At 38.4% G+C, this 22658-nt stretch carries 21 protein-coding genes; 8 read left to right on the top strand and 13 right to left on the bottom strand.

Annotated elements, in window-relative coordinates; all coding sequences use genetic code 11:
* Window positions 1–10: 10 nt before the first annotated feature.
* From MKX82_RS20115 to MKX82_RS20130, 4 genes are all read left to right on the top strand, one after another.
* Entirely contained in the window at window positions 11–913 is a 903-nt protein-coding gene (locus MKX82_RS20115) for an ABC transporter permease (protein WP_341079660.1), read from the top strand.
* The gene (locus MKX82_RS20120) at window positions 910–1917 is read left to right on the top strand and encodes an ABC transporter ATP-binding protein (protein ID WP_341079663.1); all 1008 of its coding nucleotides are present in this window, start codon (window positions 910–912) and stop codon (window positions 1915–1917) included. The genes MKX82_RS20115 and MKX82_RS20120 overlap by 4 nt, the downstream gene beginning before the upstream one ends.
* Window positions 1907–2899 carry an ABC transporter ATP-binding protein gene (locus MKX82_RS20125; protein WP_341079666.1) on the top strand — a complete coding sequence of 331 codons (993 nt, stop codon included), beginning with the start codon at window positions 1907–1909 and terminating at the stop codon, window positions 2897–2899. Before MKX82_RS20120 ends, MKX82_RS20125 begins: the two co-directional genes overlap by 11 nt.
* A gap of 200 nt (window positions 2900–3099) precedes the next feature.
* Window positions 3100–3990 (top strand): sulfite exporter TauE/SafE family protein, encoded by an 891-nt coding sequence (locus MKX82_RS20130; RefSeq protein ID WP_233314881.1) that lies wholly within the window; start codon window positions 3100–3102, stop codon window positions 3988–3990.
* A 161-nt stretch (window positions 3991–4151) separates the two neighbouring features.
* Here MKX82_RS20130 and MKX82_RS20135 read toward each other — a convergent pair whose 3' ends face one another.
* From MKX82_RS20135 to MKX82_RS20180, 10 genes are all read right to left on the bottom strand, one after another.
* Window positions 4152–4910 carry an NAD-dependent epimerase/dehydratase family protein gene (locus tag MKX82_RS20135; protein ID WP_341079668.1) on the bottom strand — a complete coding sequence of 253 codons (759 nt, stop codon included), beginning with the start codon at window positions 4908–4910 and terminating at the stop codon, window positions 4152–4154.
* 146 nt (window positions 4911–5056) lie between these two features.
* The gene (locus MKX82_RS20140; RefSeq protein ID WP_341079670.1) at window positions 5057–6622 is read right to left on the bottom strand and encodes a glycoside hydrolase family 43 protein; all 1566 of its coding nucleotides are present in this window, start codon (window positions 6620–6622) and stop codon (window positions 5057–5059) included.
* Window positions 6579–7040, bottom strand: coding sequence for a hypothetical protein (locus tag MKX82_RS20145; RefSeq protein ID WP_341079672.1), 462 nt, complete (start codon window positions 7038–7040; stop codon window positions 6579–6581). Before MKX82_RS20145 ends, MKX82_RS20140 begins: the two co-directional genes overlap by 44 nt.
* A gap of 14 nt (window positions 7041–7054) precedes the next feature.
* Window positions 7055–7978 (bottom strand): pectinesterase family protein, encoded by a 924-nt coding sequence (locus tag MKX82_RS20150; protein ID WP_341079674.1) that lies wholly within the window; start codon window positions 7976–7978, stop codon window positions 7055–7057.
* Window positions 7948–8847, bottom strand: coding sequence for a dienelactone hydrolase family protein (locus tag MKX82_RS20155; RefSeq protein WP_237943184.1), 900 nt, complete (start codon window positions 8845–8847; stop codon window positions 7948–7950). Before MKX82_RS20155 ends, MKX82_RS20150 begins: the two co-directional genes overlap by 31 nt.
* A complete protein-coding gene (locus MKX82_RS20160) occupies window positions 8844–10178 on the bottom strand; it encodes a glycoside hydrolase family 28 protein (RefSeq protein ID WP_341079677.1) in 1335 nt (444 codons plus the stop codon). Before MKX82_RS20160 ends, MKX82_RS20155 begins: the two co-directional genes overlap by 4 nt.
* A 2-nt stretch (window positions 10179–10180) precedes the next feature.
* Window positions 10181–11302, bottom strand: coding sequence for a glycoside hydrolase family 88/105 protein (locus tag MKX82_RS20165; RefSeq protein ID WP_341079679.1), 1122 nt, complete (start codon window positions 11300–11302; stop codon window positions 10181–10183).
* A 60-nt stretch (window positions 11303–11362) separates the two neighbouring features.
* Complete coding sequence (locus MKX82_RS20170; RefSeq protein WP_341079681.1) at window positions 11363–12889, bottom strand: extracellular solute-binding protein; 1527 nt, start codon at window positions 12887–12889, stop codon at window positions 11363–11365.
* Window positions 12840–13502, bottom strand: coding sequence for a YesL family protein (locus tag MKX82_RS20175; protein ID WP_233314872.1), 663 nt, complete (start codon window positions 13500–13502; stop codon window positions 12840–12842). The genes MKX82_RS20170 and MKX82_RS20175 overlap by 50 nt, the downstream gene beginning before the upstream one ends.
* Before the next feature lie 24 nt (window positions 13503–13526).
* The gene (locus MKX82_RS20180; RefSeq protein ID WP_282581473.1) at window positions 13527–14438 is read right to left on the bottom strand and encodes an ABC transporter permease; all 912 of its coding nucleotides are present in this window, start codon (window positions 14436–14438) and stop codon (window positions 13527–13529) included.
* A gap of 367 nt (window positions 14439–14805) precedes the next feature.
* Between MKX82_RS20180 and MKX82_RS20185 the strand changes: the two genes are divergently transcribed.
* Window positions 14806–15690, top strand: coding sequence for a carbohydrate ABC transporter permease (locus tag MKX82_RS20185; protein WP_233314870.1), 885 nt, complete (start codon window positions 14806–14808; stop codon window positions 15688–15690).
* A gap of 56 nt (window positions 15691–15746) precedes the next feature.
* On the opposite strand, the gene MKX82_RS20190 is transcribed toward MKX82_RS20185, so the two are convergent.
* A complete protein-coding gene (locus tag MKX82_RS20190; RefSeq protein ID WP_233314869.1) occupies window positions 15747–17978 on the bottom strand; it encodes a helix-turn-helix transcriptional regulator in 2232 nt (743 codons plus the stop codon).
* 298 nt (window positions 17979–18276) lie between these two features.
* Here MKX82_RS20190 and MKX82_RS20195 point away from each other — a divergent pair, with 298 nt between their 5' ends.
* Together MKX82_RS20195 and MKX82_RS20200 are read left to right on the top strand one after the other, a co-directional pair.
* Window positions 18277–19008, top strand: a complete 732-nt coding sequence (locus tag MKX82_RS20195; protein ID WP_341079684.1) for a rhamnogalacturonan acetylesterase — start codon at window positions 18277–18279, stop codon at window positions 19006–19008.
* Between the two features lie 110 nt (window positions 19009–19118).
* Window positions 19119–20018, top strand: coding sequence for a LysR family transcriptional regulator (locus MKX82_RS20200; RefSeq protein ID WP_233314867.1), 900 nt, complete (start codon window positions 19119–19121; stop codon window positions 20016–20018).
* A gap of 38 nt (window positions 20019–20056) precedes the next feature.
* Here MKX82_RS20200 and MKX82_RS20205 read toward each other — a convergent pair whose 3' ends face one another.
* The gene (locus tag MKX82_RS20205; protein ID WP_233314866.1) at window positions 20057–20956 is read right to left on the bottom strand and encodes a 3-hydroxyacyl-CoA dehydrogenase; all 900 of its coding nucleotides are present in this window, start codon (window positions 20954–20956) and stop codon (window positions 20057–20059) included.
* 130 nt (window positions 20957–21086) lie between these two features.
* The gene (locus tag MKX82_RS20210; RefSeq protein ID WP_341079687.1) at window positions 21087–21683 is read right to left on the bottom strand and encodes a TetR/AcrR family transcriptional regulator; all 597 of its coding nucleotides are present in this window, start codon (window positions 21681–21683) and stop codon (window positions 21087–21089) included.
* Window positions 21684–21839: 156 nt separating this feature from the next.
* Between MKX82_RS20210 and MKX82_RS20215 the strand changes: the two genes are divergently transcribed.
* Complete coding sequence (locus tag MKX82_RS20215; RefSeq protein ID WP_341079690.1) at window positions 21840–22610, top strand: SDR family NAD(P)-dependent oxidoreductase; 771 nt, start codon at window positions 21840–21842, stop codon at window positions 22608–22610.
* Window positions 22611–22658 lie beyond the last annotated feature (48 nt).

Below are 22658 nucleotides of genomic sequence, written 5' to 3' on the forward strand. Positions count from 1 at the left end.
GGAGAAAAACATGTCAGAAAGCACGAAAGTACTAGTTAATAAGCCATTAACCAGCAGAAAAACAGTCAAAAAAAAGAGCCGGTTTTTTTCCAACAGATTGCTGCTTACGGGAAGTATTCTGCTAACTATAACTACTCTAATAGGAATGTTCGCCTCTTTTGTTTCTCCGTACGAGATTTTAGAAATCGACCCAAAAAACCGCTTAGCTGCACCGTCTAATGCCCATTGGTTTGGGACCGATAATTTTGGAAGAGATGTGTTCAGCAGGACGATGTACGGTGTTCGAATCTCCTTAATGATTGGAGTAACTGTAACCTTAATCGCTTCTGGTATTGGTCTGACTGTCGGGCTGCTAGCTTCCTATTACAAGCTGCTCGATCATATTTTTATGCGGATATGTGACGGGTTGTTTGCTTTTCCGTCTATTCTGCTGGCGATTGCGATTATGTCTGCCCTTGGACCAAAATCAATTAATGTTATCATCGCCCTTGTTCTTGTCTTCATCCCTTCTATAGCAAGGATTGTCAGGGCCGCTGCCTTAGTTGTGAAGGAAAAGGTTTTTATTGAGGCATTACAAGCACAAGGAGCGAGTTCATTGCGAATTCTCTTTTTGCATATTGCTCCAAATATCCTTGCTCCGCTCATTGTACAAGTGACATTTGTCTTTGCTGTCACTATTTTAACGGAAGCATCACTCAGCTTTCTTGGTGCTGGTATTCCTGCTCCCCTGCCAAGCCTCGGCAATATGCTTTATGATGGGAAGCTTGCTATATACAATGCTTGGTGGATGACCGTATTTCCCGGCCTGTTCATCATACTAATCGTGCTTGGACTCAACCTGTTCGGCGATGGCTTACGAGATCATCTTGATCCAAAAAGCAAACAAACTGTGAGGAGGAGGAAAAGAAAATGAGCCAGGTGCTGCCATTGCTTAAAATCGAGGACTTGCAAGTGGACTTTGCCACACATCAAGGAGAGGTCTCGGCTATTGACGGTGTTTCATTCGAACTGGAGGAAGGTGAAATATTAGGTGTTGTCGGGGAATCCGGCTGCGGAAAAAGCGTGACAGCAGAAGCCATACTCCAGCTGCTCGATGAAGACAGCACCTTTTATAATGGAAAGATTATGTTTAACGGGGAAAACCTTTTGGAGTATGACAAGAAAAAGATGGAGAAGCTGCGCGGCAATGAAATTGCGATGATATTTCAAGATCCAATGTCCTCTCTCAATCCTGTTATGCCCATTGGGAAGCAAATTGCAGAATCAATTCGGATTCATCAATCTGCCACAAAAAAAGAGGCATACCAAAAAGCAGTCGAATTGCTGAAGCTCACTGGAATCCCTTCCCCTGAACAAAGGGCAAAGGAATACCCTCACGAACTTTCCGGCGGGATGCGGCAGCGGGTTATGATTGCCATGGCGTTATCATGCCAGCCTAAGCTGTTAATTGCTGATGAGCCGACAACTGCATTGGATGTAACTATTCAGGCACAAATTCTCGAATTAATTACTTCTTTTCAGAAACAGCTGAATATGGGGATTATCCTCATAACCCACGACTTTGGTGTGATTGCCAATATGTGTACAAAAGTCGCTGTGATGTATTTAGGGCAGGTAATTGAAGAAACAGATGTGCAGACTCTTTTCAAACAGCCCTTTCATCCTTATACAATTGGTTTAATGAAGTCTGTGCCTCAAATTGAGGGTGAACGAGTTGATTATTTACACAGCATTGCGGGCACTGTTCCTTCCCTGTTTCAAATTCCAAAAGGCTGTCGGTTCGCACCGCGATGCAAGTATGCAACAAGCAGATGCGAAAGTAAAATGCCTCTTTTAGAAACAGTCGCAAAAAACCACCGTGTCCGCTGCTGGCATTATGATGAGGTAAAGAAAGGAGACACACTGTATGCAGACTGAGCAAACCTTAAACAGAGGAAAACCGATCCTTCAAGTGAAAAATTTGCAGAAATATTATCCTGTGAGAACTTCGTTAGGAAAAACAAAAGCCTTTATTAAAGCAGTCGAAGACCTTTCTTTTGACATTTACGAGGGTGAAACGTTCGGATTAGTAGGTGAGTCAGGCTGTGGAAAAAGCACTGCAGGAAGAACGCTCTTAAAGCTTGTCGAGCCGACAAATGGCGAGGTGCTTTATCGGAATAAAGATATTTTCAAGCTGAAAAAATCCGCTTTAAAATATGTGCGCAAAGAGCTGCAAATGATTTTTCAGGATCCTCATACCTCATTGGATCCACGAAAAAAAGTCGGCTATTCTATTGAGGAATCACTGGCGATTCATAAGATAGGAGCAAAGCAGGAACGAAAGAACCTAGCATTAGAGATATTAAAAAAGGTGGGATTTAATGAAGAACATTACAGTCGGTATCCACATGAATTCTCCGGCGGCCAAAGACAGCGTATTGGTATTGCCCGGTCGCTAGTCCTTGAGCCAAAGTTAATCATTTGTGATGAGCCAGTTTCCGCCTTAGATGTTTCTATCCAGGCACAAATTGTTAATCTGTTAAAAAGCCTGCAAAAAGAGCTGAACTTATCCTATTTATTTATCTCTCATGATCTTAGTGTTGTCAGACATATCGCAGATAAAGTTGGAGTTATGTACTTAGGCAACCTTGTCGAACAAGCTCCTACAGAGGAATTATTTACAGACCCATTGCACCCATATACTAAATCATTAATTTCAGCAGTCCCACTGTTAAATCCAGAGAGCAAACGAGAAAAAATGGTGATAAAGGGAGAGATACCCTCCCCTCTTAATCCGCCGTCAGGCTGTGTATTTCACACTAGATGCCCAGTCGCCTTCGATCGCTGCAAAACAGAAGTACCGAAAAATATACAGGTACAAACGGAACGGACTGTGAAATGTCATTTGTACGAAGGATAGATAATGAAGTTAATATGGATATAATATTTTAAATATAAGTTGACAGGTAGGAATTGTGTGTTTTATAATCATCTTAATTTAGAAAATTAAAAAATCGGCAAGCTGATCGGAACACCGAAGGCGTAACCTTTATTGCAATTACTGCATATATAGGATTACGCCCTTTTTTATACTTTCAATAATATTAAGGGGTATTGAACATGAAAAAATTGATTATTTTTGCATTTATCGGCCTGTTGGCACAATTGATTGATGGATCATTAGGAATGGCTTACGGAGTTACATCGTCGTCGCTCTTGCTTACTTTCGGAATCGCACCTGCTGTTGCTTCTGCATCTGTTCACTTAGCGGAAGTCGTCACTACAGCTGCTTCTGGGGCATCGCATATTAAGTTTGGCAATGTCGATAAGCAAACAGTCTATCGTTTGATTATTCCAGGCTCAATCGGGGCTTTCTTAGGGGCAACTTTTTTAAGCAATCTGCCAGGTGACTTAGCAAAACCTTATATCTCCTTGTTCCTATTATTACTAGGACTCTATGTGTTAGTACGTTTCTTATTTAACTTCCGTCCCTCTGAAGAAAAAAAGAGCTTATCACTAAGCCGCAAGCAATCCATTCCGCTAGGACTAATCGCTGGGTTTGCAGATGCGACAGGCGGCGGCGGCTGGGGTCCGATAGCAACACCAGTTTTGCTATCAAAGAAGGGGATCAGCCCGCGTAAAGTGGTTGGAACTGTTGATACAAGTGAGTTCGCCATTGCAGTATCTGCAACATTAGGATTTTTCATTTCCTTAGGATGGGAACAGGTTAACTGGCTGTGGGTAGGTGCCTTGATGATCGGCGGCATAATCGCCGCACCAATCGCAGCATGGCTTGTCCGCAAGCTGCATGCCCAGCTGATGGGTGTTCTGGTTGGTGGATTTATCATATTGGTGAATGCTCGCACACTCTTGACTTCATGGATTACTAATGAAGCTGCCTATCCATATATATATGCTGCCATTATTGTAGTGTGGGTAATATCTATCATTTATGCTGTAAACAAAGTTAAAGCTTATAAGAAACAAAGCAATACTAATATTTCTGCATAAAAAGGAAACAGCCATCCCTTGTATCGTCATATGATTCAAGGGATGTTATTTTATTGTCATGCGCTATTCAAAAAATGATAAATCAACCTATTCGTTTAGCACTTCACTCCTTATAAAGCAGAATTATGTTAACGTTAACATTTTCTACATGAAAAATAGTCTTAGTTTCTTTTTAAAATATCTGCTGCATTGGACTGTGAAAGAAATCCAAGCTGTTTCCATGCGTTTTCTGTTGACCATGGTTTATGAGGATTTTCTGAAACACCATAGTAGGTACCATATCTTACTGTTGACTCAAGGGCCAAGTCAAAAAGCTGGACCGCATCTTCATGGGTTAGCAAGGTTCTGTGCAAACGATCATTTTCTTCTACAGCTTGAATTTCGTCTGGATGTACACTTCCAATTCGTAAATTAATTACCGAAAGATTATTTTCAGGCTGATGTGTAAGAATATGGCCAATATTTTCGGAAGCAAGCTTTAGAACGCCGTATAGTCCATTCGAGTAAGGATAATCCGCTGTTGTAATTTCCCTTCCTAACCTTGAAAAACCATCTTTCTCATAATAATCTGTCGTATGATTGCTGCTCGCAAAGACTACCTTAGGAATTCCTAACGTAATTGCAGCCTGCATAACATAAAACGAAGCCATAAAGTGAATTTTCGTCATATCATTAAACTCATCTACATTCTTTAAGTCATTATGAGATTTAATCGTTAGTAAATTAAGCAATGCATCTGAATCTTTGGGAATGCTGTGAAGGAGCGATTCGTAATCTGTTGCATTTACCTCTACGAAATCAACTGCATGTTCAGGTGCCTTTTTATCAAGTATGACAATCTTGTATTTGCTGCGCAGACCTTGATATAAAATTGACCCAATTGTCCCAGCACCGCCAATAATGGTAACTTTCTTTTTCATTATTCTCCTCCATTAAATTAAGCCTAGTAATATTTACTACTTCTATATAAAAAGATATCCATCAGGCAGAATAATAAACATTGTGAATACAAAAAAGAGAAGTAATTTGCTAGTGCAATCACTTCTCTCTTACTCCTCTAAAACTATTAGCTATCCAATCCAACATACTCAAAGTAAGCAAAATCTGCATAAGAGCTCGCTTTTCGGTCCATATCATGGACAGCAATCCCGACAAAGTTCCCGGTAAATCCTCCAGATAGGAACATCACATCTTGGGCTGCTCCGATTTCCTGCCAAGCAGAGATATGTTCCATACGATAATAAAAATTAGCAACAGGTCCATTCACTTCCACCTTAAGCTCTACCTCTCCTTGTTCAAGCTTTACAATCACTGGATTTAAAGTAAATTCGCCATCTGCGCATTTCATTAAGCGAATGACGCGGCCGTGTGTTTCATCAAATGTTAAGTAGGCATACAAATAATTAGTATCGTTGAGATACAAGAGTAAACCTGCCATTTGGTTATATGTTTTTGGAGTGTAGTCTAACTTTGTTTCAGCGCTAAAATGAAAATCCTTTTGGCGGACGGCGAGTATATGATGCTCAAATAAGGATTGAATCGAGTCACCAGAGGACATTCGTAAATACCCATTACGGCTCTTTACATCGCACCATGTTTCATCTGCCAAAATCCGCAGTGTATTCCATTCTTTATCGAGATTACCGTTAAAATCATCTTTAAAATCGGTACTTTTTCTTTGATCTACTTCATTTACAGTAACGATTTCTGTTTCTAACAATGGACCATTGCCGCCGTCTGCTAATCGCAGCCAGCCGTCTTTTGTCCAATAAACCTCCTGGATGGCAGTTTCGCGTCCCAATATAGCGGCATTTCCTTGCAGGGGCCGCGTACATAAATAGATCATATACCATTCTCCTGTTGGCGTTTGGACGATGCTGCCATGACCTGAACACTGCAAGGGGGAGTCTGGTTTATCCCTTGCTGTCAGCATCGGATAATGAGGATCCACCTCATATGGACCTGTAATTTCCTTCGATCTGCATACTGTCACAGCATGGCCTGACCCTGTACCCCCTTCTGCGGTAATTAAATAGTAATAATCACCATGATGGTAAAGATGAGGCGCTTCTGTTTTAGCCAATTCTGTGCCATCAAAAATTTTATAAACTGGTCCTATTAATGCTTGATTCTCACTATCATATTCTTGCATCACAATTCCTGCTGATTTATTTCCGGTTGTCATGCGATAATCCCAAATTTCATTTAACAACCACTTCCGTCCATCTGCATCATGGTATAAGGATGGATCAAAACCGCTGCTGTTTAAATATACTGGCTTCGACCAAGGCCCTTCAATACTTGGGGCAGTAATTAAATAATTGTGAGAATCTTTAAATGGCCGCTTCGTACTTTTCACATCTGTATAGAGGAGATAAAATAATCCCTTATCATAACTAATTTGCGGAGCCCAGATACTTCCGTTTTGGGGGTTTCCCCGTAAATCGACTTGATAGGTTAAAATATCTGTCTTATGCTCCCAATTGACTAAATCCTTTGATTGATAGATACGTACTCCCGGCAGCCATTCAAATGAAGAAACAGCAATATAATAAGTATCCTCGACCTTCAGGACATTAGGGTCTGGATTAAACCCGGGCAATATTGGATTTTTGACTTTTGATCGATACATAATCTGCTCCTTCTCCATTCTTTATTTTTCTAAATAAACATAAGCTTGCAGCTATAAAAAAGAGAAAAGCTAATGGGAAAGCAATAAATTGGGTTCCAATTAAAGTTGTCAGACCGGCTGCCAAATAAAGAAAAGCTGCCCACTTAGGATACCTGTTTTTCCAGATGCATACTGTCGCTGGTAAAGTTAAACTAAGCACAATCAATAAGGTAACGCCAAACCATACAGCCAGTGCCTTCACTGCTGTGAAACTCTCAGACAGATAGTTCTTTGAAACATCCTCCTGCAGAATCGGAAAGACTGTGTCTGCAAAAGTTTTTTCCTCCATGGTCGTAATGGTTAAGGAAAAACCGCCCAAAAGAATGACACAAAGAATAACACCTGCCAAGCCAATGATTACTTCCCATTTTCGCTTCATTCTTCAAACCCTTTCTATTCCATAAAATTAATCCAATCCAACATGACTAACTCTTTTTTAGAATAATAGATATTTTTATATTCTTTAAACATAACCGTTTTTCGGTTGTGATGATTATCCCAATCATCCCATCTCGTTGGATGAATATGTGCGCCGATACGACAATTGGCAAAAGTAGTTTTTGCAAACGAACGCCACGGTCTTCCTAAAAACACATTTGCAACGTCTTCTTCCCCTGTTAAATAACAGTGTTCAAAATGGAACCCCTTCTTGCCTTCAGGAGTGGAGGCTGCCGTTATAAAGCCTTCGGCGTTATTCGGCCTTCTTAATGATTTAATTTCACAGCTTTGAAATACCGCTGCACCACCGCCAAAGATAAAATCGACTGTACCCTCGATATAACAATCGCTAAAATGACAGCTGTGCTCATCTAAAGATGCTTTGATTTCAGGAGTGGAGAATAATTGTCCGTTCTTTTGCAGGGGCGGCAATGGCCCGAGACAAATCGTGTCCTGATAACCTTTAAAAGAACAACTCTTGAACATAACATTAGTTCCTTCATTATAGAGAGCTACCGCCTGCCCCACCTTCTCTCCTGGTCCTGCATTATTAATCATGTCAATATTTTCGATTGCTATATTAGATCCATTGATAAAAAAAGTGGCTGTTTGAAAGGTTCCTATTTCCTGCTGCTGCTCATTTTTTTGTAAGGCAAACCGATTGCCAATAATTCTTACCGTTCCAACACCAATTATGGAAATGTCTGATTGATACAGAAGGATGTTTTCATAATAGTCTCCACTCAAAACCGTTAGCTCAAATGGTCCTTGTTCATCCTGCCAATAATCTAATGCAGATTGAATACTGGAAAAATCACAAAATTCATTTCTGCCAACAATTAACCTCTTTAAAGATGTTTCTTTAAGAACTTTTTCCATAATGCCCTCATCTCCCTTGTTTCTTGATGCCCTCCTGTAAGCATAAAGCCTTCAAAGTTTTGAGGAACGTGTTGGTTTGTATATGTTTTCTGCAGTTGTTCGTTTAAATATTTGGCACCTTCTATTGGACACATTCTGTCATCCCTGCCTGCCAGGCTTAAGCGCGGCCTTGGCGCTATCAGCTCTTGAACTCCTAAAGTGGAAAAATACTTTAAAAACCGAGGCACATAATAGTAGAAACCGTGATGATCCAAACCGCGTTTTTGAATCAGTGTCTCGATATGAACCTGACCAGCTATGTCAACAGACACTTTAATACGGTCATCAAGTGCAGCTAACCACCAGCTCATCAAACCGCCCATAGACATACCGATGGTTGCTAGTCTGCTAGAATCTACATCCGGCCGGGTTTCTAAATAATCAAGCAGTGTCAAGTTATCGTATAAACGCATCCCCCACAATGTCTGGCCATTTAAGAGCATCTCTTTAACAAGTTCACTTTCCTGTCTCCCTTTTCGCTCATTAAATCCCCACATATCAATGCAGCAAACAGCAAAGCCAAGCCCTGTAATCTCTTCTACAAAGGAGGGATTTTGTAAATACGTACTGCTAGTTAGGAGTTCTTCTTTCCCTTGATCAAAATTCCCGCCATGGGAGTGATTAAAGATAATTGTTGGTAGTGCGCCGTCTGCATTCTGCGGTTTGGCAAAATAGGCTGGCACCTTTTCGAAGCCATTTAATCCCAGCATTAAACTTTCCAATATATATCCGTTTCGTTCCTCCAGCCTAACTATTTCTGCAGATAAGGCTTCTGGTTTTGAGCGTTCTCCTAAAAGTTCAAATAATTTCCTTAGCTGTTTGTCTTTCACTTGACCTCCACTTCTTTAAGAAGTTCTTCTTCCGCTTTAGTATTCTTGGACTTACAATGAGTTACCTCAATATCCTCTGAATATTCAATATGGAAGGCTGGGCCTTCATGGTTCTCAACTGACACGCGATTAAACAAGACATCTTTGGCATAGCCAACATAAAAACCGCGATTATTCATATCCTCAATTCCAGCCATCATTGCCGGTTTCCCTGGAATAGCATTTTCAGCCATGGAGATATCGATATGATTAAAGCTGAGTTCTGACACATACTGTTCCGCTAACCCATAAATAAAGCCTGCTGCTGCATGGACATTGCGAGCTGTAATATGGGAGAAATGGATCCGTCTAAACATCGGAGTCTCCTCTGTTATTGGGTAAGGATTTTTATCCCATACATATTTATCTTTTCCGCGGGGACCACAGAAATAATACAAGTTTAATATAAATGGACACATTACTCTGTCCATCACAATATTATCAACGCGAATGTCCTCTACTACACCGCCGCGTCCCCGGCGTGATTTTAGGCGAATCCCTCGATCTGTATCTTGAAAAACACAGTTACTAATGGTCACATTGCGGATATCACCGCTCATTTCACTGCCCAATACAACAGCTCCATGCCCATGAATCATCGTACAGTTTGAAATCGTGATATTCTCGCAAGGAACACGTTCTGCTGTATCTTCTGTTCCGGATTTAATGGCGATACAGTCATCTCCTACATCAATGTGGCAATTGCTGATTCTTACATTGGAGCAAGATTCCGGATCAATTCCATCTGTATTCGGTGAGTCTGATGGATTAAAGATCGACACATTATCAATGGTCACATTGTTGCAACGGATTGGATTAACCGTCCAGCTTGGTGAGTTAATTAGTGTCACATCTTTAATGGTGATATTTTCACATCCATCAAAACTAATTAGCTTGGGACGTGGATAGGCGAGCTTCTCCCGTTGATTTCGGAATATGTCCCACCACTCCATTCCATTTCCATCAATCGTTCCAAATCCAGTTACAGAAATGTTTTTTGCATTTTCAGCATACAAACAAGATGCATAAACCTCTCTTTTGACACCTTCCCAACGAGATGTTACCACAGGGTAATGATGCTGCTTGTTGGAAAATTTCAATACAGCACCTCTCGACAAGTTCAATTCAATATTGTCTTTTAAAAATAACGCTCCGGTTAAGTATTCACCTGCAGGAATATTTATCGTACCACCGCCATTTTCATAGGCTTCATCAATCGCTGTTTGGATAGATGTGGTACATAATTCACCATCCTTTAGTACTTCAATCCCTTTTATCGTATAAGTTGTCATGGCTACACCTCTTTTATTACTTCTTCAAATTCAGCTAAAGCCTGCAAAAAAGCTCCCAACCCTTTTTGGTCGTTACAAATAATCGGTTCACTAATATAATAGGCATACGAGCCATCCCTTTTATCAGCACCGCCTAGTCCTGCAACTTGGCAAGTTTTATTTAGATTCACCCAGCCTTCCTTCGTTAACAGAACAAATTCCTCTAATAAGCCTTGATGAGATTTCTTTAATTGTGCTTCCCATGCTTTTCGATTCAAAACTCCTAAACGGATACCTTTTGCTATCGCACACACATACATACTGCTGCATGACGCTTCTAAGTAATTTCCTTTTTCATTTCCTTTATCTGTTACCTGATACCAAACACCGCTCTTCTCATCTTGGTAGTCTACTAGTGCTTGCAGTGTGTTCTCTAAAATTCGGACAAGATAATCACGGCCTAACGTTTTTTCCGGAAGTATTTCCAGCGTATCGACTACTGCTAACAAATACCACCCTATCGAACGGCCCCAGAAATTTGCTGACAATCCTGTTCTTTGATCGGCCCATGGCTGCACTTTTTGTTCATCCCATGCATGATACAAAAGCCCTGTCTCTCGATCTAGTAAATGCTCATAGCTTAGCTTAAACTGCCGAATGATATCCTCTAAACCTTCCCCATTAGCGAAAGTTGTCTGATACTCTGCATAGAAAGGAGAGCCCATATACAATCCGTCCAGCCAAATTTGGTATGGATAAATTTGTTTATGCCAGAATACACCTTCAGATGTGCGCGGATGTTCTTCTAACTGTCTCCGCAATAGTTCACAAGCTTTTTTATACTTCTCTTCCCCGGTTTCCTTATATAGCACAAATAGAAGCTTTCCATTGTTAATGTGATCAATATTATATTCCTCTAAGTGATAGCCTCTTATGGAACCATCTTCCTGTACAAAATAATCTATATTGTCCTTAATAAAGTTGAAATACTTCTGTTCTCCCGTTTGCCTCCACACTTTTTCAAAGCCTTTTAATATAACTCCATAATCATAGGACCATTTTCCATTGTTGCCTCTGTCTTCATATAAGCGGGGCAGTCTTTCCATAATGGAGTTCGCTGTTTTAACAGACCAGTTCATTTTCATGTTCTACTCCTTTTCTTTCAGAAGTTAACTTTTTAATTCACCATTCAATGGAGAAAACCATTAATTTGTATCTTTATATGCTTCCTTATATTCTTCTTTGATTGTTTTTCCTCCTTGTTCATTCCAATTCTTAACTGCTTGCTTAAAGTCAGCTAGGGAGATTTCACCTAAGATATATTGATAGGTAGCGTCCGTAATAATCTTTTGTAATTCAGAACCTTGAGTTGTAAAAGTTGGAGATTCTAATGGAACTGCAGGATTCATCAGGGCGTATTCTGCGTTTTCAGCTATTTTTTCATCAGCTTCGGCCTTGATTGGGTTAGGATCCTTCAAGTTGTAACCGGTTTCATTAGGTCGCGAAGATGCAAATGGCTGAACTTCCTGCTGCCATAAATCCTGATTAATAATTTCATAGGCACCATCATCGTTAAGCTTATAATGGGTACCTTCAATTCCATATGTCATTAATGTATAGTTATCTTCATCTATTAAATCATTAACAAATTTTAATAGCTTTTTCAATTCCTTTTCATCCTTAACTTCTGAACGTGGAAATGCTAATAATCCGCCAATCCCATTACCTCCAGACCAAATCGCTCTATCAGAATTAGACGCTGATGTCATATCGTTAACTAGAGCAAGTTCCATATTATCCTGGATTCCTGCTGCCATTGTTTCGAGATTTTTCGCGTCAAATAAGGCACCAACATAAATACCTCCTTTTCCTTGAGCAAAGTTTTGCTGCTGGTCAGTCTTCGCTGTTACAGCAAAATCTTTATTTATCCAGCCATTTTCATATAACTTTTTCATATAATCCATTGTTTCAATGTATCCGTCTGTTTCAAACTCTGCTACAAAGTCGCCTTTGGAGTCCACTTCCCAAGTGTTTGGTGTTCCAAAATAAGAACTTACTGTTTTGAATACGCCATACACTAAATCACTGCGGTCCATGAAACCAGTTGTATCATCTTTACCGTTGCCATCTGGGTCGTTCTCTGTAAATGCTTTTGCAACCTCCATTAATTCTTCTGTTGTTTTAGGAACCTCAAGACCTAAGTTATCTAACCAATCTTTACGAAGAACCACACCATTTCTTGCTAAGTCTTTTTGGAATGGTACACCATAAAGCTTCCCCTCTGTAGAAGCTGATTTTAGCATATCTTCGGGAATGGCTTTTAAGTTAGGGAATTCATCTAGATACTCTTCAATATTCCAGAACATACCAGATTTCAGTGCGTTTCTGACTGAAGAATTTTCTAAAATCGTTAACGTAACAATATCTGCCAAAGAGTCTGAAGCTAATGCAGTATTTATACGTTCCTCTTTTGAAGCATCGGGAATCCACGAGAATTTAATTTCTGTATCCGTTTTCTTTTCAAGTTCATTTAATATAGTATCTGTTGGAGGTGAAGCGGTATGGAGAATATTCAGCCAGGTGATCTCTGCTTTGCCATTATCCTTTTCACCATCTGCTGAATTATTGCTAGTTTTTGCCCCACTGCATCCTGCAAGCAGCAGCATGCTTGCAAGACTAACGCTAGCTAACTTTGATACCATTGGTTTTTTCATTACAATTCTCCTTTTCATTTATATTTGCTTCTTTAGCATCTTCGATTTCCATTCTGGTAAACACTTGATTGGCAGTCCAAGTAATTAGGAAGAAGAGGAAACTTACTCCAAAAAAGGTTAAAACGCCTGGAAAAAAAGTGATCGCTGCCCAATAAAGTACACCTGCCACTAGAAAAAAGATCAGCGAATATTGCAGACAGGCTATGCCAAATAGAAAGGACATCTTTATTTTCAAGAATATTCCATTCCAATTATAATGGGCCATAATTGGAAAGATATATACGAGAGATAACAAATAGATGCAGCCTACAATCAATAATGCCACTCTTAAGTACCAATTGGTCACGGTCAATAAGTCGACAACTAAAACAAAGCCAACAAAAAGATAAATCCAACTAATGATAACCGATTCCTTAAAGTTTTCTTTATAATACTGCCAATAGGTCTTAAAAACAGGGACGCTGTTTCCGCGAATCCATTGCCGGCATATACTAACTAAGGCGTAAGTAGAAGGGCCGATCCCAAACACACCTAATCCTAATAAAGTAAATAAAACCCACAATATATTTACATAAACTAAATTTAGGATGCTGGTAAAAATGGAATTTATTTTTTCTACCGATTTGAGCATCGTAGTCCCCTCTTTCTGGAATTATTAGTACACGCCATCTTCTCCAAATTTTTTAGCTAGTTTGTTAGCTAAAATAACTAATATCAATCCAACAATACCTTTAAATAAACCTACTGCTGTACTAAAGCTTAGCTGCCCATTCTTCAGCCCAGCTGTATAAATATAGGTGTCGAATATTTCAGCAACACTTCTGTTTAATGAATTAAGTAAGAGATACATATGCTCAAAGCCTAAATCTAAGGTACTTCCGATTTTTAAGATTAGGAGCGTAATTATAACAGGACGAATCGCTGGTAGCGTAACATGCCAGGTTTTTCTTAAAACACCAGCACCGTCCATTTCAGCAGCTTCATATAATTGTGTATCAACAGCAGTAATAGCAGCTAGATAAATAATCGTTGACCATCCTAATTCCTTCCATATTATTTGACTAATATAAACCGTTCGTGTCCAATCGGGGGACGTTAAAAAGCTGATTTTCTCAAATCCCATGGTTGCTAATAATTCATTAATAACCCCACCATCTACATTTAAGAAAACATAAGTGATGGATACAATGATTACCCAAGACATAAAGTGCGGAATATAAATCAAGGTTTGGATTCCTGATTTGAAATATTTGTTTTTCACTTCATTTAGCATGAGTGACAGGATAATCGGTAATGGAAAGAAGATTACAATATTTAAGGCAAACAAAATTAACGTATTATTCAATAACATGAAGAAAGTAGGTTCCGTAAATAATCGGATAAAATGTTTAAGACCCACCCACGGACTTTCCAGAATTCCTAAGTATGGTTGATAATCCTGAAATGCGATGATAAGTCCCGCCATCGGTAAGTATTTAAATATTAAAAAATAAAGCACTCCAGGGAAAATCATCAAATATAGGAGCTTATTCGTTTTTATCCCTGCCAGGATCTTTTGCCTCCGCATTACTTTTTCCTGCTTAACAGACACGGTTGGCAAAGTATGATTTGGGTTCACAGCACCTCCCATTTTACTCCTCCTTTAATTGTGAAATATCTTTCTGGTTTAAGCTTACTGAATCTAAATAATTACGTACATAATCATTTTATGATTACGCTTACAAACTTTGTTTTATCAACGTTTGTAACGATAATATTTGATTTTGATTATCCTTCTTTCCCTGAAATGATTATCCTGTTTTTTCTCTTCACGAACACATAGAAAGCGTTTTCTTCATTCTTTTTTATCAATGTAGGATAGTGATTATATACGTAATATTATTTTGAATGATAAGGTAGGCTTATCTTTAAACTGTAAATGAAGGAGGATTTATATGATGAAAACAAAAAAGAAAAAAATGACTAAAGGAGGCCGGGCTTTTTCCATAATTAATGGAACGATATTAATTATTATCGCACTCATTTGTTTCCTCCCATTTGTCAATGTGATCGCCAGTTCGTTTGCATCCACACAGGAAGTGGTAGCGAGAAAGTTTATCTTATTTCCTCGTACCTTCTCTCTCGATGCTTATCGGTATATTTTATCAACTCCAACTCTATTTAAATCTTTAGCCGTTTCGATTGGGGTTACTGGTATTGGAACCTTGGTGAGTATGGTTCTTACTGCTTTAATGGCATATGGTCTATCCCGGAAATATTTATTCGGAAGAAATTTCGTTAATTTCATTGTTGTGTTCTCGATGCTGTTCAGCGGAGGAATGATACCAACCTTCTTAGTTGTTAAATCAGTCGGATTGATTGATTCTTATTGGTCTTTAATTCTGCCAGTCGCCATTAATGCTTTTAACCTTATTATAATGAGGAATTTCTTCCAAGCCCTGCCCGATAGTTTGGAAGAATCTGCGAAAATGGATGGCTGCACCGATTTTGGTGTATTCTTAAAAATCATGCTGCCTCTTGCCTTGCCATCCATTGCAACTATTTCCCTCTTTTATGCAGTGACCTATTGGAATACGTATATGACAGCAATCTTATACATCAATGATTCCTCTAAATGGCCGATTCAAGTATTATTACGCCAGATAGTTATTGTATCTAGCGGTATGCAAGCCGAGGGTTCCTCTGTAGATGTGGTTCCTCCTGCTCAAACGATTAAAATGGCTGTCATTGTAATTGCAACGGTTCCAATGCTTATTGCTTATCCATTTGTACAGAAGTACTTAGTAAAAGGTGCCTTGGTTGGATCTGTCAAAGGGTAATGTCTAACAAGAAAAAGCTTCTGGAAGCGCAGCAGAAGCTTTTTCTATTGTATTCTTTAGGAATGCCGATATTCTTTTCGGTAGTCCCCTGGCGTTATGCCCAATTTCTTTTTAAAAAAGCGGATAAAATTTTGCGGGTTTCGATATTTCAAACGCTCTGCGATATCTTTTATCGCTAAATCTGTGTCTTTTAACCAGGTTTGAGCCATTTGTAAACGATAATTCATTAAATAATCCACGAAGGTCTGCCCATATTCTTTTTTAAAGACATTGCTTAAATAGTTAGGATTATAATGCAAGCGGTCAGCAATTATATCAAGAGATATCTCCTCATCAAATTCCGTTTGGATAATATAGACCATTTTTTCTGACAGAGATTTAAAGCCACGCTCTGTTTTATCTTGCGTGCTAATGATTACTGGCTTTATTAAATCAATGATTAGCATTTGCTTAATTTTTTCCGGATGATAGACTGTTATCGCTGCTTGATACATCTTTTTTATATTTTCAAAGATTTTTGATTCTGCACCTAACAGCTGGCCTAACTGGACTAACTCATTTATGACTCTTATTAAGGTAACTCCTAAGCTTATCGGGTTTTTATTTAAGCGAAAAATTTCGTCCACTAATACTCCAACCATCGCAATGACAACTTCTTCGTCCCCCGACCGGATCGCATTCATTAACTCATTCTGTAACTCGACAGGAAATTTTGAAATGGACGCATCATTTAGAATCGAAGCGATATCATAATAGAATATAATCGATTCTGAACCAACATTCACGCGATAATGAAGTGATTCTTTAGCTAAGTCCACTGCCTTTTTACTTTCTATTAAAGTATCATAAACAGGGCTTATACCTGCGCTTATCACAATATTCAAGTATTTTTTTACAGCTATTTGAATTTCTTCATAATACTTCATAATCCGCCGCTCAGCTTCTTGGTCCTCTTTATCAAGGACAAAGATGACTGCTTGCATCTCATCATTTAAAACAATCGGAATTAATCGTTCCGTCTTCGGAATCATTTCTTCCACAATATTATTAATAGCCAATAAAAATATGTTTCTATCGTCCATTAGCTGTTCATCTATGCTGTCTATTTGAATTAACCCAGTATAAAATACCTTATTTTCATCGAAATGGTAACCAAACTGCTCCAGACGGTGAATGACCTCGTTTTCTGTTATGCGTTTTCTAAATAAACTCAAAACAAATAAGGTTTCTAACTGTGGTTTTTGCATGGTAAGACTTGCTGTCAGAACCTCTTTTTGTCCAACTACTCTTTCTACAGATTCTGCTAACAAGGAAAGTTCATTTTGCTTAAGATTTACCCTTTGAATGTCTAGCTTGTCTTGGATTCTTTTTATCGGACGTGAAAAGGACTCAGCTAACAGAAAAGAAATAAAGCCAACAAGCAGAACTAAAATTGCTGATGCAATCAAAAGCCCTATTCGCGTATTATGGATGATACTTCCTATTTCCCCCTCATTAATCTCTACTATGTAAAGCCAATGATTATAATCTGAGCGGGTAAAAACGTATTTTTTGCCGTCTTCAGTATCTATTACACTCGAACTTTGTCCATTTTCCATTGCAGCTGCTGTTAGTTTTTTAGAGCTTTCCTCCGACAACTTCCTATCATTTCCTGTACGTGAATAAATCAACTCTTCCTTTTGATTATATATTTGCACCAGTTGTTTATTATCACCAACAATCTTATCAATGCTTAACTTGGGAATATTGGCTATTCCTAACGCAAATTTTTCACTTTGATAAATAGGTAAAGTCATAACCATTTGAATACCATTCTTGATTGGTTTCCAAAAAAGACTTCTGCTCGAATCAGATACATAATCTTTTTGATAAGTTGTTACTTCATCCTTCGGCAGAGTTTTTAAAGAACCTTCGATAATTCCCCAATGCTCTGTTAAGCTAATCAAACTATAGTGACTTCCTTCAATCCCCATCATTTCGATATAACTCATTTCTTTTTTGATATCGCGATAAACAGAGAAATCTTTTCCGGATAATGGATTATTAAAAATATTTTCAAAATTGGAAGTGGAACTGTATGCCGTAAATCCATATTCGATTGTTCTTACCTTCTGTTCCACGTTCTGAAGGATTTGGTTTGTATAATTTTTCTTATCTGTTAAAAAACTTTCCTCAACAGATTCGTAGGTAGAGTTATAAATAAAAATACTAAACCCTGCAACAAGTCCGACTCCTACTAAGAAAAACGGAATAAAAAGACTGTAAAACACTCGCGTTTTTTTAAACAATACCATCACTCCTTCATTAAAATTCCTCGCAACTTGTAAGCGTTATCATTTTATAATACCTTAATTTCCATCATATTAGGAGGTCTAATTAGCTTTCTTCATATGCCACTAGTCTATAGTAATCCAGTTTTCTAATTGTAATTGACATTTAAACCTTTAAATTATAATATGTAAGCGTTAACTCATAATTCATAATTATCAAAAACAATCGTACTAATATGATTATACATAATAGTGTTAACGTGTGCATATACCTAATTTGAAAAAATTGGATAAATAATAAGAAGAGGTGGTATAAATGCGAAAAAAAGCAACTATTTTCATAGCTGGAGATTCGACAGCTGCGATTAAAGTACCGGAAAAGCGACCAGAAACAGGCTGGGGTGAAGCCTTCCAAGCTTATGTTAAGGAGAATGTCAGACTTGATAATCGTGCGATTAATGGCAAAAGTACGAAATCATTCATTAAGGAAGGTCATTTAGAAGCAATTGAAAAGAGCATTAAATCAGGAGATCACCTGATTATTCAATTTGGCCATAATGATCAAAAACTTGAAGATCCTGAAAGAGGTACACATCCTTATGAAGATTATCAACAAAACCTACTTAAATATGTTCAGGTTGCACAAAGTGTAAATGCCCATCCCTTATTATTGACATCTGTTACTAGACGCAATTTTGTTGGAAATAAGATTGCCGAGAACTCAGTTGGCGATTATCCAAAGGCAATGATTGAATTTGCCAAACAAAACAAGGTGCCAGTACTGGATATTCATAAAATAACTCGCGAGTTTTTGAATGCTGCCGGTGAAGAAAAATCAAAGGATTATTTTTTACATCTACCTCCTGGCCAATCTGAAAACTATCCAGAAGGTATTATAGACAATACCCACTTTAATGAAGCAGGAGCTGCAAGGACAGCTCAATTAATTGTCGCGGCAATGCAGGAAAGTAATCTACCGATAAAAGAATTATTAAACGGCTTAGATACTTCGGACAATGAAAAGCTCAGCGGTTTTCTCCACAACTAGGAACTTACTTTAAGTTTTTCACCTATCATTTTACCCCTCTTCTCAAAATATTTGATAAAATATCTTTAAGGAACAAAAGCTAATCTTAAAAAATATTTAAGGTGACAAACATGAATATAACCCAGCTTCAATATTTAGTGGACGTCGGAGAACTAGGCTCCTTTACTGATGCCGCTAAAAAGAATTTAATGACAGTCCCAGCAATCAGCCTCTCGATTACGCAATTAGAGGCAGAATTAGACGTATTGCTGTTTACACGTTCACGAAAAGGTGTAACCCCAACAGCTGAAGGCAAAAAAGTTATCCAGCATGCTGTTACCGTTTTGAAAACAATCGACAGGCTCAAATATGATATTGCTGTTTCAAAAAACAATCAGTACGGAAATATTGTTATTGCCACGATTCCCGGGCTAGTCTCACAAATCATTAATAATACCCTCGAATTCCGTGAAAACTATCCTTATATTAATGTCCAGGTGATGGAGGAAGATACAGCTGCAGTGCTCGAACAGGTTAAAAACGGCCATGCAGATATGGGATTTGTTTCACTTGGATCAAACAATCATGATGTGGCTTTAGATTGGGAACCGATTAAAAGGGTCGAAGTGGTGCTTGCCGTGAATAAAAGCTCTATCTTGAGATTCAACAATAAAATCTCTCTTGACCAAATCATTAACGAAATGAATGAATCAATTGTCCTGTACAATGATCCTTATTTGAAGAAAATTGCCGACGATTTGTTTCCAGATAACTTGAGGAACAGGATTGCATTGACAACAAATAATGGGGACGTGCTTTTACAAATGGTGCTGCAACGGAATGCGATCACGATTACAAATGACTATATTATTCGAGCATTGCCGCCACATCTAAAAGATGAGGTGGTGACGATTTCTATCAATGAGTATCTTACCCTTTCTAATTATTTATGGCGTGTGACACGAAAAAATGAAAAATGCCCAGAAATGATTGATCAGTTTACAGAGCATCTGTTGCAGGATTTAATATAGCAAAAAAGCCTTCCGAATTCGGAAGGCTTTCTATTATATTAATTTCCCAAGAAATCAGGGTCCATAAAGCGAGGATTTGGGTACTTATAGAAGCCTTCTCCTGTTGCAACCCCAAGTTTACCTTTGTCAACATACTCTGTTTTCAAGAGCTCTGCCAACTTTTTGAATTCTGGATTTCCTGTTGCTTCTGCTTTGGCTTTCACAATATTGTAAGATGTAGTGATGCCGACAACGTCAAGGATTGCAAAAGGTCCTTTTGGAGCGCCAGTAGCAATCATCCATGTTTTATCGATAGTTTCAACGTCAGCAACCTCTCTTGACAAAAGCAGCTCAGCAGCGTCTAAAAGTGGCACAAGCAAGGAATTCAAAATATATCCTGGCTGCTCCTTATGTAGAGGCAGCGCCACCATTCCAATTGCTTTTGCAAAATCGACTACTTGATCAAACACTTTCATGTCTGTTCCTGGATGCTTCATAATCTCCGCTGTATTGTTAATCCAAATCTCATTAGCAAAGTGAAGTGCCAAAAACTTCTCTGGACGCCCAGTTGCTTCAGCAAACTGGCTCGGCAATAATGTCGATGAGTTTGTGGCAAAAACAGTTTTTTCTGGTGCTACTTTGCTAAGATTTTGATAAAACTCTGTTTTTATTGGCACAATTTCTGGTATTGCTTCAATTAGTAAATCTGCATCAGCAGCTGCTTTTGCCAGGTCACTGTAATAAGAAATACGGCCAAAGGCTGCATCTACCTGCTCTTGGCTGGCATTTAGATCCTTCTGATAACGACCTTTTAATATGTTGATTTTTTCCTTCGCTGATTGCAGTGCTTCATCATTAATATCATAAATTGTTACATTGAAACCGTGGAAAGCTGATTGGAAAGCGATTTGGCTTCCTAAAACCCCGCTGCCTGCAACTGTGATTTGTTTGAATTCCATGATTTATACCATCCCTTTGTACAATTAATAAACTATTTAGTACTACAATACTATTTTAAAATAGATTATATATTAAATAAAGTTAATAAAACTTAATTTACTTTAAGTTTTATTTAAGGTGTGTGCTGTCTTATTTCTTTACGGACACTTTTGGTGTAGAAAACCTTAATATATGTATAAGCTGTTTTCCCATATAATCGGGCTGTTCCTGAAAATTACTGTCAATCCACTGCAGCAGAATGCCGATTATCCCATGAATTCTATAAGTAGAAAAAAGATTGATATCAATATCAGAATCTACATCATCTGTGAAGAACTCAAATTCGGACCTGAAAAGCTGATCTAGCCTGTTAATCATTTTTTCCTTAAAGGAATAATTTGTTTCAGGAGACAGCATCAGCTTGTAAAACTCCTTATGCTCTAAAAAATGATCAAATAATACAATAGCGTTGGCAGACAGCTTGTGAAAATCAATGATAGATAAATGCTCATATGGCTTTTTATATGCTTCATCCATCAACTCAAACATGTCCTCTATAATCTCATCTAATAGCTCTTCTTTACATTTATAGTGTGCATAAAAGGTGCCTCTATTATAATCTGCAGCATGAACAATTTCAGTGATGGTAATATCTTGAAAACTCTTCCTTTTCATTAATTCCAACAACGCTGCCTTGAAATTTTCAACTGTTCTTTTAACCCGTTTATCTGGATAAATAGTAGACAATGGAAGGACTCCTTTAATAATTTTACTAGACAAATGATTATCATTTGTATGTTTTCGTACATATTCATTATTATTGCATATTGAAGCCCTTTCATAAATAATCTAAGCTTTAATTGCAGATAAATATAATCTAAAACTCGAAAGGATTGATATAGTATGACATTTCCTGTACTAGACGGAAAAGTTGCCATAGTAACTGGTGCTGCAATGGGCATGGGTCTTGCAACGGCAAAACTATTTGCAGAAGCAAAGGCAAAAGTGGTAGTAGCTGATTTTAATGAAGAAAAAGGACAAGCAGCAGTAGCTGAAATCGAAGCTGCTGGCGGTACAGCTTACTTTGTAAAGGTTGATATTTCTAAATCAGAGCAAGTCCAAAACCTTGTTGCAAAGACAGTAGAAAAATTCGGCCGTCTTGATGTTGCAGTAAATAACGCAGCATTAACTCCAGACAATGCTCCAGCGGCTGAATTTGATGAGGCATATTGGGACAGATTAATCTCTGTTGATTTGACTGGAACAGCTCTTTGCATGAAATATGAATTACAGCAATTGATTAAACAAGGTGAAGGCGGCAGCATCATCAACATTTCTTCTGTGAGCGGATTCCGTCCTCAGCCGAACAATATTGCATACGTGGCTGCAAAGCATGGCGTTGTTGGAATGACAAAGGTTGCTGCATTAGAAAATGGCGACAAAAATATCCGTGTCAACACAGTTGCACCAGGTGCAATCGATACACCAATGCTGCGCGGCTCCTTGGAAGAAACAGGGCAGACAGAAGAAGAATTCGCTCCTCAGCTCAGCTTGTTAGGAAGATTTGGCCAACCGGCTGAAATCGCACAAGCAAGCCTATGGTTAGCTTCCGACCAATCATCTTATGTAACAGGAACAACTATCCATGCTGATGCTGGTTATACAAGCAGATAATCATACGAAAGCAGCAGCTCCATCATCGAGCTGCTGCTTTTTTTTCCT

This window comes from Niallia sp. FSL R7-0271 (genome assembly GCF_038005785.1).
Classification (GTDB): domain Bacteria; phylum Bacillota; class Bacilli; order Bacillales; family Cytobacillaceae; genus Niallia.

Excerpts from the sequence above, each read along its gene's own strand:
- MKX82_RS20185 (WP_233314870.1), top strand. The coding sequence starts at position 14,806 with ATGATGAAAACAAAAAAGAAAAAAATGACTAAAGGAGGCCGGGCTTTT.
- MKX82_RS20200 (WP_233314867.1), top strand. The coding sequence starts at position 19,119 with ATGAATATAACCCAGCTTCAATATTTAGTGGACGTCGGAGAACTAGGC.
- MKX82_RS20215 (WP_341079690.1), top strand. The coding sequence starts at position 21,840 with ATGACATTTCCTGTACTAGACGGAAAAGTTGCCATAGTAACTGGTGCT.
- MKX82_RS20195 (WP_341079684.1), top strand. The coding sequence starts at position 18,277 with ATGCGAAAAAAAGCAACTATTTTCATAGCTGGAGATTCGACAGCTGCG.
- MKX82_RS20130 (WP_233314881.1), top strand. The coding sequence starts at position 3,100 with ATGAAAAAATTGATTATTTTTGCATTTATCGGCCTGTTGGCACAATTG.
- MKX82_RS20160 (WP_341079677.1), bottom strand. The coding sequence starts at position 10,178 with ATGACAACTTATACGATAAAAGGGATTGAAGTACTAAAGGATGGTGAA.
- MKX82_RS20115 (WP_341079660.1), top strand. The coding sequence starts at position 11 with ATGTCAGAAAGCACGAAAGTACTAGTTAATAAGCCATTAACCAGCAGA.
- MKX82_RS20150 (WP_341079674.1), bottom strand. The coding sequence starts at position 7,978 with ATGGAAAAAGTTCTTAAAGAAACATCTTTAAAGAGGTTAATTGTTGGC.
- MKX82_RS20140 (WP_341079670.1), bottom strand. The coding sequence starts at position 6,622 with ATGTATCGATCAAAAGTCAAAAATCCAATATTGCCCGGGTTTAATCCA.
- MKX82_RS20145 (WP_341079672.1), bottom strand. The coding sequence starts at position 7,040 with ATGAAGCGAAAATGGGAAGTAATCATTGGCTTGGCAGGTGTTATTCTT.
- MKX82_RS20180 (WP_282581473.1), bottom strand. The coding sequence starts at position 14,438 with ATGCGGAGGCAAAAGATCCTGGCAGGGATAAAAACGAATAAGCTCCTA.
- MKX82_RS20120 (WP_341079663.1), top strand. The coding sequence starts at position 910 with ATGAGCCAGGTGCTGCCATTGCTTAAAATCGAGGACTTGCAAGTGGAC.
- MKX82_RS20125 (WP_341079666.1), top strand. The coding sequence starts at position 1,907 with ATGCAGACTGAGCAAACCTTAAACAGAGGAAAACCGATCCTTCAAGTG.
- MKX82_RS20205 (WP_233314866.1), bottom strand. The coding sequence starts at position 20,956 with ATGGAATTCAAACAAATCACAGTTGCAGGCAGCGGGGTTTTAGGAAGC.
- MKX82_RS20165 (WP_341079679.1), bottom strand. The coding sequence starts at position 11,302 with ATGAAAATGAACTGGTCTGTTAAAACAGCGAACTCCATTATGGAAAGA.
- MKX82_RS20175 (WP_233314872.1), bottom strand. The coding sequence starts at position 13,502 with ATGCTCAAATCGGTAGAAAAAATAAATTCCATTTTTACCAGCATCCTA.
- MKX82_RS20170 (WP_341079681.1), bottom strand. The coding sequence starts at position 12,889 with ATGAAAAGGAGAATTGTAATGAAAAAACCAATGGTATCAAAGTTAGCT.
- MKX82_RS20135 (WP_341079668.1), bottom strand. The coding sequence starts at position 4,910 with ATGAAAAAGAAAGTTACCATTATTGGCGGTGCTGGGACAATTGGGTCA.